Below are 14976 nucleotides of genomic sequence, written 5' to 3'. Positions count from 1 at the left end.
GGAATGCCATGGCAGCCGGTGATTTCTATTTTGCCATCAATGCCACGTTCCGATTCATCTTGCAGCAATTCGGAGAGCAGGCGCTTATCGATTACTGGCGCGCCATGGGCGAAGAGTACTACGCGCCGTTGAGCAAACGTTTTCGCGAGGGCGGCCTGGAAGAAGTGGAACGGTATTGGCGGGAGTTCTTTGCCGTTGAGCCGGGCGGCGATGTTGTCGTAACTGCGAGTGACGACAGCGTAGAGATCGATGTGCGCGAGTGCCCCGCCATTCGCTGGTTGCGAGTACATGGCAGAGATATCGTGCCCCACTACTGCAACCACTGTCATCACGTGTCGACGGTCATCGCAGAGAACGCGGGATTGGCATTTGCGGTAGAGGGAGGCGGCGGTTCTTGCCACCAGGCGTTCAGCGCAAAACGCGAGGAGGCCGTCCTATGATCGGCGTTCAGGATTTCTGCGGTCACTACGATTGGACCTTTGAATATCTTCGCCGCACCTTTGGCGAGGAAGCCGTGCAGCGATACTGGTCGCAAGCGATCGCCTTCGATTCACAGTCGCATGCTGTCGAGCTCATTCAAGGCAAGGGTTTCGATGGTATGGACGAATACTGGGGACACACGCTGACCCAGGAAGAAGCAGGATACGCGATCACCCGCACCAGCGACGTGTTTCGCATTGATATGCACGAATGTCCCTCGAAGGGATTCCTTATCAAAAACGGTCTTGAGGCGTATCACGACTATTGCGCGCATTGCATGGGCTGGATTGGCCCCGTCGCGACGAAAGCGGGCTTCACGATCGACCACGTGCACAACCACTGCGGACAATGCTGGTGGGAATTGCGCAGGGAAGGTTCGACGCCGGATTCCGGCGAAGCCCGCGAGAAGGCAGGCAAACACAATGTTGAGCTGCGGCCGGACTGGAACGACGGCCAACACCACACGTACCGCGACTGCAAGCTACTGCCGCCCGATTCCGCTACCGAGTAGATTGCTCCGAGCGGTTCATTCCCCACACGGTCAGTTCCAGTGGCGCGGCCTTACTGCGTAAAACGGCGCTGGCCGCCAGCGACGCGATAAGGCTCACCGCGAAGCTGAATGGGAAGTAGTAGATGAAGTGAACCGAAGTCTCCTTCTGGATCCAAATCGTTGCGGGCAGGCCCACGGCAACGCCTATCAACCACCCGGCAAACGAACCGCGCCGGGTCAGTATTCCAAGCAGGAACAGGGCTAACACGGGCCCCGAGAACAACCCGAGAAATACCTGGGCCGTCTCGATAATGTTGCCGATCCGGGATGCGAAGAAAGCCACGACGGTTGCAAAGCCGCCGAATACCAAGGTCAGCACGCGCGCCGTGGTTACATCTTTGTCCTCCGATACCGCTGTTTTTCGCAGGGGCTTCAAGATGTCGTTCACAACAACAGTGGACATGGAATTGATACCCGAGTCCAGGCTGGACATGGCCGCCGCGAAAATGCCGGAGATTACCAAGCCCGAAATGCCGCTGGGCAACGCATGGACGACGTAGTACGGAAAGATGCGGTCGCCCGCGAGCCCGTCGGGTAAGCGATCGGGCCATGCTTGATGGTAGGCGTACAGTCCAAGACCGATGAAAGCCAGCACGCCAATGATCACGACGGAAAAGAGGGCATTGAGCACCGTAGCCCAAACCATCCCCGAATACGTCTTGCTGGCCATCAATCGCTGAACGGTCAATTGGTCCACACCGTAATCGTGCATGAATTGCAGCAGGTAGGAAACGGCCACAGCGGTGATGGTCATCTGGGTTAGGCTCAATCTCCACTCCCCGAAGTTCAAACGGCCTGACTCAGACGCCACACGAAGGATCTCCGATAACCCGCCGGGCACACCATTGAGCAGCGAGACCGCGACCAACAACGCGCCGCCCGCAAGAATCAGGAATTGCGCAACGTCTGTCCAAATGACGGCTGCCAAGCCACCCATTACCGTGTAGACCGTGGCCAAAACGCCAATTAGCACTATCGCCAGCCACAACGGAATTCCGGTGACCACGGCCAACGCGAGCGCGGGCGCGTAGATGACCGTGCCCAACCAACCGAGACGCGCAAGCAGGAAAAGCGACGACACGCAGTATCGCGCCGGGAGGCCAAAGCGCCGGTCGATGTACTCGTAGGAGGTCGTTACCTCGAGTTTGCGGTAGAAGGGCAGAAAAAGGAGGATGATGAACGGCGCGGCAACGGGCATCATGAGGATGCCTACGTAGATCGACATGTTCTCCGAGTAGACGAGTCCCGGCACGCCCATGTACGTGATGGCGCTGGTGATCGTGGCGAATACGCTCATCGCCACCGCAATCCAGGGCATGGTTTGCCCGGCGAGGAAGAAGTCCTTGGTCGTCTCTTGTTTCCCGGCTAGTCTGATGCCAATCCACACCATGAACGCGAGATAGACGGCCAAAACGGCATAGTTCAGAGCGCCAAACGAAAGTTCCCCTTCCACGCGCCACCTCCGAGTTGAATCCCAAACCCCCGTACCGCAGACTTCTAGGAGGAGCCGCATTGTGACACAACGGGGGCCGGCATGCACGCCGGTTGCGACGATGGATAATGAAGAACAACCACCGCGCTTGATTCTGGGCACCGTGCAACTGGGCATGCCCTATGGCATCGCCAACAGAGAGGGGCGCCCATCGCCCGGTGAAGCCCGGCGTATACTCGAAGTCGCGCTTGCCAACGGCATCCGGTACTTCGATACCGCGCAGGCCTACGGTGACAGCGAGCGCGTGCTTGGAGATACCCTGGCCGAGTTGGGCGCGCTTGATACGGTCTTTATAACCTCCAAACTTCGCGCGACACTTGACCCGCGCGACACGAACCAGATCGCGCAGTCCATTGAAGAATCGCTGGAGCGCCTGCACCTCGATTGTCTCTGGTGCATGTTGCTGCACACGCCCGCGTGGCTTGCGTGCTGGGACGAGGGGTTGGGCGATGTACTCAAGAGTTTCAGGAACCAAGGCCGGATCAAGCATCTTGGCGTATCTCTCGGAAGCGCCGAGGATGCGCCGCAGTGCCTGGCAAACCGCGATATGGAAGTCGTGCAAGCTCCCTGCAACGCGTGGGACCGGCGCATGGTGAGAAACGGGCATTTGCCGGAGTTTCAACGCAAAGGATGCCTTGCAACCGTCCGGAGCATCTATCTGCAAGGTCTGCTCACCATGACGCCTGAGGCGGTAAAAGAGCGCTTGCCTCGCGCCCATGACGCATCGGTGCGATGGCACAATCTCGCGCGGTCCATGGGCCTCACCGCCACGGAACTGGCGATGCGTTTTGCCCTGACACTGAAAGCTCCGCTGGTCGTGGGCGTCGAGTCGGTGGCGCAACTGGAAGACACCATCCGTCTTTCGCAACTCGAACCCCTCACGCGAGGCGATATTGACGCGATTGCCGATGCGGTCGATCCTGCACTTACTATCGACATTCTTGAGCCAAAGCGTTGGGAACAGTGACAGTAGTCCGTTGCATTTATCGTAGGGGGGATCCTGTATGCGCTTTCTGATTGTTGGGTGCGGTTCCATGGGACGCCGCCGTGCGCGCTGCTTGCGAAAACTTGGGTATGACACGATCCATGCGTTTGATCTCCGCCCCGATAGGCTTGAAGCGATTCAACGCGAGTCGGGCGTGAGGACCGTTCCCGGTTTCGAAGATGCGATTAAGGCGGGAGTCGACTTTGTGCTCGTCTGCACGCCCCCTCATGTGCACACGCCCTATCTCATGCGGTGCATCGAGCAGCGGCTTCCTGTCTTCTGTGAAGCGCCGATTACACTCACGCCGGACGATGCCGACGCCGTGATAGCGCAGGCCGAGGCGGCAAGTGTGTTCATTGCGCCAAGCTGTACCTATTTGCACAACCGTATCCATCAGGAGATCAAGCGCTTTCTTGACGATAACGAGTTGGGTGCGCCCATGGCTGCCGTATCTCACGTCGGGCAGCACGCGGCGGACTGGCACCCCTATGAGGACTATCGCGAGTTCTACGTTTCGAAGCGGTCGCAAGGGGGCATGTGTTTTGACATGCTCCCCCACGAGTTGCACTTGTTCACGCACTTCTTTGGCGAAGTGCAGAGTCTTAGCTGCATGGCACGACGAAGAAGCCGCGAGCTCGTGAGCGACGAAGGGGCTTGCGACGTCTACGACGTTCTGCTTGATATGAGCGCGGGCGTGAGCGTCGCGTTACATCAAGATGTCGTGCAACGACCGTGGGGCGAGTATCGCAAGATCGCGTGCGAACGCGGCGCGATTGAGTGGAATTGGCACGGATTGCGCGTCACGCGCTACAAAGGGCCTCAATTCCTCGGAACTCCGGAGTGGGAGACGATTCCATTCGCCGACTATGATTTTGAAGACATGTACGTTGCGGAAGTCGCGCATGCCATCGAGTGTATTCAAAGCGGGGGGGGCTATTTAATGCCCATGCGGCGCGAACGGCATATCCTCGATCTCGCGTTGGCGTGCGAGCGCAGCTCGGCCTCGGGCCAGCACATCACATTCGATTGATGCGACTATTTCGCCGTGTAACCGCCATCGACCGGCAAGTTGACACCCGTGATGTAGGCCGAGGCGTCGCTGGCGAGAAATACTACCGCGCCCATCAAGTCCGTATCGTTCCCGAGACGTCCCAGGAACGTCCGGTCGCTGTAGTGCTCAACAAAGGGCGCGGGATGATCCGGCGTTTGGTAGCCGCCCGGCGACAGGCAATTGCACCGGACATTGCTTGCGCCGTAGTAGCTCGCAAGGAATCGCGTGAAGTTGATCATTCCACCCTTGTGGAAGAAATAGTCGGGATACCACCCGCTCATGGATGTTCCGCGGTAAATGGTCGGGTCCGGGCCGATCATCCCCTGAATGGATCCGATATTCACGATCGATCCGCTCTTCTGATCCGCCATTGCATCGCCAAACGCGCGCGACACCGTGAATAGGCCCGTCGCGTTTATTTCCATGCTCTGCGTAAATGCGGCGGCGTCATCCTTATATCCCTTCTTCATCGGGCGAAGCACCGCGTTGTTCACGAGCGCGTCAATGCGTCCACTCTGCTTCAAGATGGAGTCGCGCAGCGCAAGCACGGAAGACTCATCGCCTTGGTCGTATTGCATGGGGACGATGGCCAAACTATCTTGCGCGAACGTATCCGCCAATGCCTTCAGGCTGTCCAAATTGCGTGATGCTACATAGGCCGTCGCTCCCGCCTCCGCGACGGCGCGCACAATCTGTCTGCCGTAAAGCCCCGCGCCTCCGGTGACCAGTACCACCTTGCCCTTCAGCGAGAACCTGTCAAGTACGCTCATACAAGCTCCATCCTCTCATGCGATGCGGCGATTGGATTCAGCCGCCGGCCTCAACCAATATCCGCGAGACGAACTGGACTTCCCCCGTTCTCTCGGCTTTTGATGCCCCCTATGATCATCTGCATTAACTCGACGGTTTCGGCAAAGCGCGTGGTCGCCTGCCCCGTTCGCAAGTACTTCACGAAGTCCAGCAATTGCGCGCGAAACGCATAGTAGGTGTCGTGAAACGACACAAACGCACTGTCCTTCGTGCCGCAGATCATCGATTTCATGAAACCGCCATACATGTCGTCAATCGCCGTGACAACGACCTCCGCTCCGTTCCGGTGCGTGAAGTGTACAACGGCACGTTCGCTGGCCCCTGTGTTTCTTGCGACCTCGAAACCCGGACCTAAAATGGGATAAATGGCCGACAGCGCATGAATGCCGTAGCGTTCCCATGACTTCATGGTCGTTACGGTGGCGTAGCGAATCGCTCCAAGATCATAGGTAGACTCCCGATACGGCAGGAACTCTTTCGCGTACGCCATGCAACTGCTCGACATAATGGGATGACCCTCGGCATGCCAGCGCCGAAACGTGCGCAAATCGTCTTCGTTATCCACCATCGGCTTGTCCACGAAGAGGGGCAGGCCTGCGTCCACAAAGGGCCTGCAACGTTCCACATGCTCGCTTCCAATGTCGGTTGCGATGATTACGGCGTCGACCTGCCCAATCACGTCTTCGGGGCGATCCACTACATTCGGGATTAACGATGCTTTCGCAACCTTGGACGCGTCCGCGGGATTGTCGGTCCAAATGTGCGTGACCTTGGCACCGGCGACCCCCAGCGTTTCTTTCGGCTGCTTACCGAGGTAATCGGGGATGGTCGCGTAGGGGCAAGCTTTCATGGCCTCGGCATCGTATCCGTTGAAAATCGCGCTCCACGAATACGGATGACCGTTGCCCTCCACCATGCCCAGCATCGCTATCGAAAGCTCTTTATCTCCAAACCCCGAGAATCCCACGGCTAATGTGTCCTTATCGTTGTCTTACAGTAGACGCTTGAAACCTTCGTGCGCTGCGGGTCCGCGCAATCGTTGCGACACCGCGCCGTCGTGCAAAGCCTGTGAAAGCACGGCGAAGGTCGCGTCGACGGCCGCGGTGAAATCCGCGACAATCGCGTCCGTATGCGCGAGCGTCGGATAGATGGCAAGCCCGGCCAGGTATCCTCGCTCCAGCATCTCCTGCGTATAGAGCGAACGGAGTGCATTCGCTTCGGGATGGTCGAATCGAAAATGGGCGAGACACGGATAGCCTTCTGCGACAACGACCGGCAACTGATGTTTGCTGCCGCATGCGGCCCAAGTCTTCTTTATCTCCGTTCCGATGCGCTCCACGTGGCTTGTGACATCTTTTTCGCACAGCTTGTCCAACGTCGCCAGTGCCGCCGTTGGCCCCACGCCTTCTGTCCAGTAGGTGCTGCTGATGAATGATTCGTGTGCGCCTGACATGGCATCGCGCGTTCCAATCACCGCGCCGATGGGATGCCCGTTGCCCAGCGCCTTCGCGAAAACGGCGATGTCGGGCGTCACACCCAAACGCAGATGCGCCCCGCCGTGCACCAAGCGCCATCCGATCGTGATTTCGTCAAAGACCAGCAAACCGCCCTTGGAATGGACGCCATCGCGCACAAACTCCAGAAACCCAGGTTGTGGGTCTTCGTACCGGCACGGCTCCATAATCACGCCCGCCAACCGATCGCCAAAGTCATCGAGAATCTTCTGAAACGCCACCCGATCGTTATACGCAAACGTCACCGCGGTTCCGCGCAACTCGCGCGGCACACCCAGCGGATCGAGTCCAGGCAATAGGTGTCCTCGAAGTGCGTCAGAATCGCCAAGGTTCGCCGCGAGATACCAATCCTGCCAGCCGTGATAGCCGCAGATCGCGATGACCGAGCGATCCGTGGTCGCGCGCAGGATGCGGGCCGCAACCGCGCAGGCTTCTCCGCCGCACCGCGTGAACCGCACGTTTTCGGCCCACGGGTGGATTTCGCACAAGCGGTCCGCCAGCGCGACTTCCTCGGGCGCGTTGAGCGTGCACATGCTGCCCTTCTCGACCCGTGCCACCACGGCGCGCGTCACATCAGGGTCGGCGTAGCCCAACAAACAGGAACCAACGCCGTTGTGGGTCATGTCGAAATAGTGCTTGCCGTCAAGATCCCACACTTCGCAACCGCGTGCTTCGCGCGCATACGCCGGCCATTGATCGGGAAGGAACATCTCAGGCCGCTTGCTTAGCAGTTGCGTTCCGCCTGGGATTCTGGATTTGGCGTGACGATACAGCGCCTGCGTGGCGCCAGGCTCCGGACTACTCTCAGCATTCATGGAAGATTTCCCCCTCGCGGGCAAGTCCCGCACCGCACCCGATAAGGATAGGAACTTCCTGACGAGAATGGCAAGCGCTTGATATTCGTATCGACTCCGGTTCAGCATGAGCAGGGGAGGGGACCCCTCGCAAAACGACAAAGGATACCTCAGCTATGCTCACCGTCGGATTCTCGACTCGCAATATCACGCCGTCAATTGGCGCTTTCATTCCTGGGCTCTTCGAACGGCGCAAAGCGACGGGGGTTGCCGATGACCTTCTCGCTCGCGCGGCGGTGCTCGATGACGGCGCGCAGACCATTGCCATCGTCCAAGTGGACACCATTGCCTTGCCCAACAGCGTGGTGCTTGACGCGCGCAGGCACATTCAGCGCGAGACGGGCATTGCGCCGTCCTCGTGCTTGCTTGCGGCCACGCATACGCATTCCGGTGGGCCCGTGGCGGATCTGTTCTCGACGCCGTGCGACCTCGCCTATCTCAAGCATCTCGGTGAACGTATCGCGGAAGCTGTCATCGAGGCGCATGCCAATCGGCGCAAATGCGTGGTGGGCACCTCGGTTTCTCACGCTCCGGGAGTTGCGTTTAACCGGCGGTTCGTTATGAAAGACGGCACACAGGTCACGCATCCCGGCAAGATGAATCCGGCTATCGATTATGTGGCCGGCCCCGCAGACGACACCGTGACGGTGATCGGTTTCGCCGATCCGAAATCCCGGCGGCCTTTCGGTTGCATTGTTCAATTCGCGTGCCACGCCACGCACATGAACGGTTTCGAGTTTTCAGCCGACTATCCCCATTGGATCGCGCAGACTTTGCAGGGAGCCTACGGAGAAGAATTCGGCGTCGTGTTCTTGAACGGTCCCTGTGGTGACATCACGCAGGTCGATAACCAGAGTTCGCGTCCGTTGGAATGCGGACCGTACTGGTGCGAACGCACAGGCCGCGCGGTAGGCGGCGCGGCGCTGCATGCGCTGGCTATCGCCGACTACTTCTCGTCAGCGAGCATCGATACGGCCACGGTCGGTGTGAGCGCGGCTATTCGCCAGGCGTCCACGAAGGATCTTGAGAAGGCAAAGCAGCGCCTGAAAGGAGTCGCCACGGATTGCGAGGATGTCGACGTGTCGTATGCCCGCGAAATGTTGGCCGTCGACGCATTGAGACGGAAATGCGCGACCGCAAGTTTGGAGATACAGGGAGTCCGTATCGCCGACACCTTTCTTTGGACAGCTCCCGGTGAAGTCTTTCAGGCCTTCGCGACGGACGTACGTGCGCGCTCTCCATTCACAAAGACCATCGGCGTTGAACTCGCCAACGGTTACTTCGGTTACATATGCACGCCGGAAGCGTACTCAGGTGGTGGCTATGAAGTGAGGCTGGCTCGAAGCAGCATGCTCGAAGAGACAGCCGGTCACACAATCGCCGATGCTGCGTCGCGTCTCGCCGAACTTATGCACGGCCGCGCGCGCAAAGAACTCTCACGGCTTTCGAAGAAGCGCACGTGGCCCACGGTCGTGGATACCGCCCTCGATGCCCTCAACGAGCTGGAGCGCCGCCGCCGCACGAAATAGAAACGGCAGCCGAGGGCGGCTGCCGTACCTCGTTTGCGATTGGAACTAACCTACTTCTACAGCGCGCCCCGTGCGTGCCGACTCATAGCAGGCCGCCATGACCTTCTGGTTCCAGAGGCCGATTCTGCCGTCCTGCGGCGGCGCGGCATTGTCGAGCACGGCTTGCGAGAAGGCTTCAACTTCCGCGCGATACATGTTTACCGGCGCAGGTGAAATGACTTCGCTCTTTCCAGAGACGCGCTCTTGCTGCGCTTCGTACCCCTTTGCCGATTCCTCGATGTACGCGGTCATTTCACCCAGTTCGCCCTGACCGATCGTGCCTTCCGCGAGGATGCACCCTTGCGTGCCGTACAACTCCAACCGGTTGCGTGAACTCGCGTCGGGTACGTTGAACAAGACATCGACGACGCCACGCGCGCCATTTTCAAACTCGGCAATGACGACCGCGGTATCTTCACTCTTGTACTTGTGTACCAGACATGCCACGCTGCACGAGACACGCACGATTTGCCCGAAGAACATCTCAAGCAAATCGAGGCAATGGCTACCGAGGTCGGCGAGGCTTCCACCGCCGCCCTTCGCGGGGTCCTGCCGCCACGCGCCTTCGATGGGCGGATACCAGCAGGACAACTGCGCGCGCGCGAACACCGGCTTTCCGAGTCTACCTCCGCGCACAATTTCCAGCGCGGCTTGATGCTGCGCATGAAACCTCATCATCAGGCCCGTGCCCAATTTCACGCCATTTGCCTTGCACACGTTGACCATCGCGCTGGCCTCGTCGACGGTAACGCCCAAGGGCTTCTCGCAAAATACGTGCTTGCCCGCCTCCGCCGCTCGTTTGGCTTGGGCCAAGTGCAGGTTAACCGGAGTGGCAAGATAAACGATGTCGCAATCGCTGGCCAGCAGTTCCGCTTCCGATATGCAGGCCAACGCGCCGAACTCCTTGGCAACCGCATGCACCGCGTCCGTATTCGTGTCCATCACGGCGGTCAGCTCGGCATTGCTTGCCTTTGCGATTCCCTCGGGTATCGTGCGGCGGCGGGCAATGCCCCCGCATCCCAATACGCCCCATTTCGCTTTCATCGCTTCGCCTCCGATTACTTTGCGTACGCGCCGATCACTTTCTTAATCCCCTTCGCGATGCCCTGCATGTGGACCTCTTCATACGTCGGGAAAATGAACGTGATGAATGTGTGAGTCTGGTGCCAGACGGCGTTCGGCACGGAAACCTTCGAATAGTCCACCGCGCCGGGAGTTGTGTACTCTTTGCTTGTGAAGGGGAATCCGGAATTGCCAAATCCTCGATGCTTCGTGAACGCGCCTTCCGTGTGGCACTGCGGCCAGAACACCTTCCAGCACGGCGCGCCCTCCGCGCCCAACGCATCCAAGAACGTCTTCATGTCACACGTCATGTTTTCTACGTCGAGGGTAATGGGGAACACGTACCAGCCGTTTCGCCGTTCCGGCGAATCGACGGGAAGATGCAGGATCTGCGGAATCCCCTTCAGCGCGTCCATGAGGATGTTCGCATTGCGGCGGCGGCGCGGCAGATTCCACGAATCCATGCGGTCCAATTCGGCCAAGCCAATCGCAGACTGCATTTCCGTCATACGATAGTTCCAGCCGAGCATGTCATGGATGTACGAGAGTTTCTGTTCCATTTCGAGCAGGCGCAAGCGATCCTGCACGTTGTAGCCGTGGTCGCGGAAGCTGCGGCAGCGCCAGGCGACTTCTTCGTTGTCCGTCGTCACCATGCCGCCTTCGCCGCCGGTGGTAAACGTCTTGTTCTGACAAAAGCTGCACGCGCCGATATCGGCCAGCGAACCGGTCTTCTTGCCCTTGTACTCGCCGCCAAACGCTTCCGCGTTGTCTTCAATAACGAACAGGTTGTGCTTCTTCGCGAGCGCGACGATCGGATCCATGTCCGCGACGTTGCCGTAGAGATGCACGACCATAATCGCCTTCGTGCGTTCATTGATCAGTTTCTCGGCCGATTCCACGCTGATGCAGTGATCGTCGCGATTCACGTCGGCAAACCGAGGTATGGCGCCCGCCTGAAGAATCGAAAACGAACTCGCGATGAATGTGTAGCTCGGCACGATGACTTCATCGCCCGGCCCGATGCCCAGCGCGGCCAACGCGGTGTGCAGAGCGCTCGTGCCGTTGGTGGTGCTGATGGCAAATTTCGAGCCCTGCCACTCGGCAAATCGTTTCTCGAAATCCATCCCTTTGTGGCCGGTCCAATAATTGACCTTGCCGCTGCGCAGCACGCCTTCCACGCCTTTGATCGCGTTCTCATCGAAACAAGGCCACGGGGGCAAAGGCCCCTCCACGCTCTTGGGTCCGCCTTGAATCGCCAGCTTCTCACTCATGGTAATGCCCCCCACGGTTGGCCTTGGTTTCAATTACAGGAGTCCGAGTTGTTCCATGTCTTTCCGTAACGCGGGAATCCCATCCTCTGGGAATGGCAGATTGGGCCGGCGCGCCGCGCCCACGTCATACCCGCGTAACGTCATCATGGCTTTTTCTGTGGCGCGATTGCCACCGTGCTTGAACAGAACTTCGACGACCTTGTTCACCTTGTCTTGCCACAACAAGGCCTCTGCGTGATCGCCGCGTTTTGTGGCTTCGTACAAGGCTACAAAGTTCTCGATTTGGTAGTTGTACGTCGAGCCGATGCCGCCGCATGCGCCCGCCATCAAACCGTGGTACAACTGTTGATCGCAACCGTACAGCGCATGAATCGTGCGCTTCGGACGCTCCAACACGCCCCACAGAAGGAACAGGTCAGGCGACGAATACTTCAGTCCAACGAGTCCCGGAATGGCTGCGACCATTTCCGCGACTTCGTCGGCGGTGATAATCACGTTGGTGATTATCGGAAGGTGATAGTAGTACGTGGGCAACTCGGAGGCCTCCGCAATTGCCTGAATGTGCTTGATGATCGCGGGCCACGGCTGCTTGAATACCAACGGCGGCATGCTGGCAACGGCATGAGCGCCGGCCGCGCGCGCATCCTTTGCCAAAGCAACCGACTCGTCGGTCGACATCGAACCGACGTGCGCAATGACGGTGGCCTGGTTTGCGCATTCGCTCGCGACGATTTCCAGGACCTGCTTGCGCTCGGAGGGCGTCATGTATACGCCTTCGCCCGCGCTGCCGCATACGAAGAAACCGCGGCTGCCCTTGTCCAGGAGGTACCGCGTAAGCTTCTTCAACATCGGTACGGAGATCTGCCCGTTGGAATCGAACGGAGTCAACAAGGCAGGGATAATGCCCTCGGGTTTCACGATGGTGTTCCTCCCCTCAATACGTGCCAAACCAATCGATGCCCGTGTCCCCACTGGCCCACAGGTATCGCTTAGCATAGCCGCCAGCCGCCAAGACTGCAAAAGGGGATTATCCGAATCCTCGAGTGCTAGCGAGCTATCCGCTCAGTTCATCAGAGTCTGCAGAATCGGCGCGCTTTCCCTACGTCTCCGCCAGTTCTTCGGCGACCGAATGGGCAGGTTTTGGCGTCAGCAACGAAACGACGATCAGCACCAGGAAGCCCAACGGGATTGTAACCAGTCCTGGCTGGCTGAACGGCACGATAGATGTCTTCGGGTCCCATCCATAGACCTTCGAATACGTGTCTGCCGATAAGAGAATCCACGCCAGCGAACTGAGCATACCCACGGCCACGGCACACGCGATGCCCTGCTTCGTGGTGCGCCGCCAGAACAGCATCATGACCAGCGCGGGTAGATTCGCAGACGCCGCGATGTTGAACGCCCAGCCCACAAGGAAGCTCACGTTGAAATCCTTGAACAAGATGCCCAGCACCATCGCGCCACCGCCCAACAAAGCAGCGGCTCCCTTGCCGAAGAGCACCTTCTGGTGGTCCGTCATTGGGATTCGGAAGAGATTCTCCAAGAGGTCATGCGCGACGGCGCCGGCCCCCGCCATAATCAACCCCGAGACCGTCCCAAGCACCGTCGTAAACGCGATGGCGGAGATCACGGCAAACATGAGTTCCGAGAACGAACGCGCGAGCAAAGGCGCGGCCATGTTGTTGTCGGTGACATCCATCGCTCCGCTGGTCATCGCGCCAAGACCCAAGTACAGCGTGAGTACGTAGAAGAAACCGATGGCCGCGATGCCGACCACGGTGCTCTTGCGTGCCGAAGATTGGTCCTTCACGGTGTAATACCGGATCAGGATGTGCGGCAGTGAGGCCGTGCCGCAGAACAAGGCGATCATCAACGAAATGAAGTCGAGCTTGTCCGTGAAGTTCGGCGACTTCATACCTTTGAAGTATCCACCGGGCTTGAGCAGGTCCTCGCCCCGCTGAACCGCGGGCGTGAATACGGTGGTCGACGCGCCACTCTCGTCCTTCAGGACCTCCTTGGACCACGTGACAACCTTAGACTGTCGCAGCGTGTCGAAGAAATCGAAGGGCCCGAGTGAACCGGTCTTTTCGGCTCCGCCCGGCAGTTCCGCCAACGTTCCGATGGGCCGCAGATCGTTGTCTTTGGTCTGAGGTTTTCCGTTCACCAGTTTGGTCCCGTCGGACTTGGCAACAACGGTCTGCGTTTCGACCCAGCCCGCATCCGTGATCTTATAGACCGACTCGACACCCTCCGCGTTGATGACCTTGGCGTAGGGCTTGTCTTTCCACGCGTTCTCGACAATTCGGACTCCGGGCTTCGCGCGGAGTTCCTCAGGATTGACCACCGTGGGCGAACCCTTTGCCGTGAATCCGCGCATCAGGATCATGATGGTGAGCGCGGCGCAAAAGATGACGAGTAGCGTTCCTTTAATAAACTGCACCCACGTTGTCGACACCATGCCCGCCGTCACCACGATCAGCGTAACCGTCACGCCTACTAGCAATACCCCTGCGTAATGGGGAAGCCCGAGCAACGGTGTGATCAACGCGCCCGCGCCGACCATCTGCGGGATGAGATAGAACGCACTGACGACGAGCGTGGAAATGGCGGCCGCCAGTTTGATGCCGCGCGAATCGTAATGGCTATCGAGGGCGTCGGTGAACGTGAACTTGCCCAGGCGCTTGATCGGTTCCGCAATGACGAGCAGCGCGACAATCCACCCCGCGAGATATCCGATGGAATAGAGGAATCCGTCGTATCCGTACGATGCAATCAATCCGCAGATGCCCAGGAAGGATGCCGCCGACAGGTAATCGCCGGCAAACGCCATGCCGTTGACCGACCAATGAATTTGACCGTGGGCGGCGTAGTATCCCTTGGCGGTCTGCCCGCGGCGGCCCAGATAGAACGAAAGCGCAAGCACGCCCAATACGAAGAAAGCGAAGACGGCAATGGCCATGATTGACGTGGAGTACAGCATTATCGCGAGCCCTCCACATTCGATTCATGCACCACGGGGCGGCGGCATAACGTCATATAGATGAGCGCCAATACCAACGCGGCGACAATCAGTCCGAACCCGTACCCGATAGCCAGGTTCATTCCTCCAGGAATCACTTTGCTCATGATGTCCGTGCGAAATACGGCCAGGAAGATGAACCCGGCGTACAGCAGAACGTAAACGGCAAACAGAATCAGCCCATACCGCGCATTTCTGCTGACCAGATGCGGATGGTCCTCGTGATGAGAATGCATATCCCAGGACTCCCTCAGTTACATGCCTTGCAGTGGCGGCGGTAGTAAACAGGATGCGGCTGTGGGAGTCAAGGGGAAAGAGAC

At 58.8% G+C, this 14976-nt stretch carries 14 protein-coding genes; 5 read left to right on the top strand and 9 right to left on the bottom strand.

Features of this window, described 5'->3' with window-relative positions:
- Window positions 1-8: 8 nt before the first annotated feature.
- Together K1Y02_06515 and K1Y02_06510 are read left to right on the top strand one after the other, a co-directional pair.
- A complete protein-coding gene (locus tag K1Y02_06515; GenBank protein ID MBX7255997.1) occupies window positions 9-440 on the top strand; it encodes a hypothetical protein in 432 nt (143 codons plus the stop codon).
- Window positions 437-991, top strand: a complete 555-nt coding sequence (locus K1Y02_06510; protein MBX7255996.1) for a hypothetical protein — start codon at window positions 437-439, stop codon at window positions 989-991. Before K1Y02_06515 ends, K1Y02_06510 begins: the two co-directional genes overlap by 4 nt.
- Here K1Y02_06510 and K1Y02_06505 read toward each other — a convergent pair.
- On the bottom strand, window positions 981-2483 hold the full coding sequence (locus K1Y02_06505; GenBank protein ID MBX7255995.1) for a sodium/solute symporter: 1503 nt from the start codon (window positions 2481-2483) through the stop codon (window positions 981-983). The two genes, K1Y02_06510 and K1Y02_06505, sit on opposite strands and share 11 nt — an antisense overlap.
- 61 nt (window positions 2484-2544) lie before the next feature.
- Between K1Y02_06505 and K1Y02_06500 the strand changes: the two genes are divergently transcribed.
- Together K1Y02_06500 and K1Y02_06495 are read left to right on the top strand one after the other, a co-directional pair.
- On the top strand, window positions 2545-3489 hold the full coding sequence (locus K1Y02_06500) for an aldo/keto reductase (GenBank protein ID MBX7255994.1): 945 nt from the start codon (window positions 2545-2547) through the stop codon (window positions 3487-3489).
- Between the two features lie 37 nt (window positions 3490-3526).
- Window positions 3527-4537 (top strand): Gfo/Idh/MocA family oxidoreductase, encoded by a 1011-nt coding sequence (locus K1Y02_06495; GenBank protein MBX7255993.1) that lies wholly within the window; start codon window positions 3527-3529, stop codon window positions 4535-4537.
- A 5-nt stretch (window positions 4538-4542) separates the two neighbouring features.
- Here the strand turns inward: K1Y02_06495 and K1Y02_06490 are convergent, their stop codons facing one another.
- The 3 genes from K1Y02_06490 to K1Y02_06480 form a co-directional block, all read right to left on the bottom strand.
- Window positions 4543-5328: an SDR family oxidoreductase gene (locus K1Y02_06490; GenBank protein MBX7255992.1), complete on the bottom strand. Its 786-nt coding sequence runs from the start codon at window positions 5326-5328 to the stop codon at window positions 4543-4545.
- A 50-nt stretch (window positions 5329-5378) separates the two neighbouring features.
- The gene (locus K1Y02_06485; GenBank protein ID MBX7255991.1) at window positions 5379-6293 is read right to left on the bottom strand and encodes a Gfo/Idh/MocA family oxidoreductase; all 915 of its coding nucleotides are present in this window, start codon (window positions 6291-6293) and stop codon (window positions 5379-5381) included.
- 66 nt (window positions 6294-6359) lie between these two features.
- Window positions 6360-7697, bottom strand: coding sequence for an aminotransferase class III-fold pyridoxal phosphate-dependent enzyme (locus tag K1Y02_06480; GenBank protein MBX7255990.1), 1338 nt, complete (start codon window positions 7695-7697; stop codon window positions 6360-6362).
- Between the two features lie 155 nt (window positions 7698-7852).
- Between K1Y02_06480 and K1Y02_06475 the strand changes: the two genes are divergently transcribed.
- Window positions 7853-9265 carry a hypothetical protein gene (locus K1Y02_06475; GenBank protein MBX7255989.1) on the top strand — a complete coding sequence of 471 codons (1413 nt, stop codon included), beginning with the start codon at window positions 7853-7855 and terminating at the stop codon, window positions 9263-9265.
- A gap of 45 nt (window positions 9266-9310) precedes the next feature.
- On the opposite strand, the gene K1Y02_06470 is transcribed toward K1Y02_06475, so the two are convergent.
- The 5 genes from K1Y02_06470 to K1Y02_06450 all read right to left on the bottom strand — a co-directional run bounded on the left by K1Y02_06470 (window position 9311) and on the right by K1Y02_06450 (window position 14892).
- The gene (locus K1Y02_06470) at window positions 9311-10348 is read right to left on the bottom strand and encodes a Gfo/Idh/MocA family oxidoreductase (protein ID MBX7255988.1); all 1038 of its coding nucleotides are present in this window, start codon (window positions 10346-10348) and stop codon (window positions 9311-9313) included.
- Window positions 10349-10362: 14 nt separating this feature from the next.
- Window positions 10363-11637, bottom strand: coding sequence for a DegT/DnrJ/EryC1/StrS family aminotransferase (locus K1Y02_06465; GenBank protein MBX7255987.1), 1275 nt, complete (start codon window positions 11635-11637; stop codon window positions 10363-10365).
- Between the two features lie 33 nt (window positions 11638-11670).
- Window positions 11671-12555 carry a dihydrodipicolinate synthase family protein gene (locus K1Y02_06460; protein ID MBX7255986.1) on the bottom strand — a complete coding sequence of 295 codons (885 nt, stop codon included), beginning with the start codon at window positions 12553-12555 and terminating at the stop codon, window positions 11671-11673.
- A 181-nt stretch (window positions 12556-12736) separates the two neighbouring features.
- Window positions 12737-14617, bottom strand: a complete 1881-nt coding sequence (locus tag K1Y02_06455) for a cation acetate symporter (GenBank protein ID MBX7255985.1) — start codon at window positions 14615-14617, stop codon at window positions 12737-12739.
- Window positions 14617-14892, bottom strand: a complete 276-nt coding sequence (locus tag K1Y02_06450) for a DUF485 domain-containing protein (GenBank protein ID MBX7255984.1) — start codon at window positions 14890-14892, stop codon at window positions 14617-14619. Before K1Y02_06450 ends, K1Y02_06455 begins: the two co-directional genes overlap by 1 nt.
- Window positions 14893-14976: the final 84 nt, after the last annotated feature.

The organism is Candidatus Hydrogenedentota bacterium (assembly GCA_019695095.1).
Classification (GTDB): domain Bacteria; phylum Hydrogenedentota; class Hydrogenedentia; order Hydrogenedentales; family SLHB01; genus JAIBAQ01.
The sequence above is the reverse complement of the archived record's forward strand: the minus strand, read 5'-3'. Positions and strand labels throughout refer to the sequence as shown.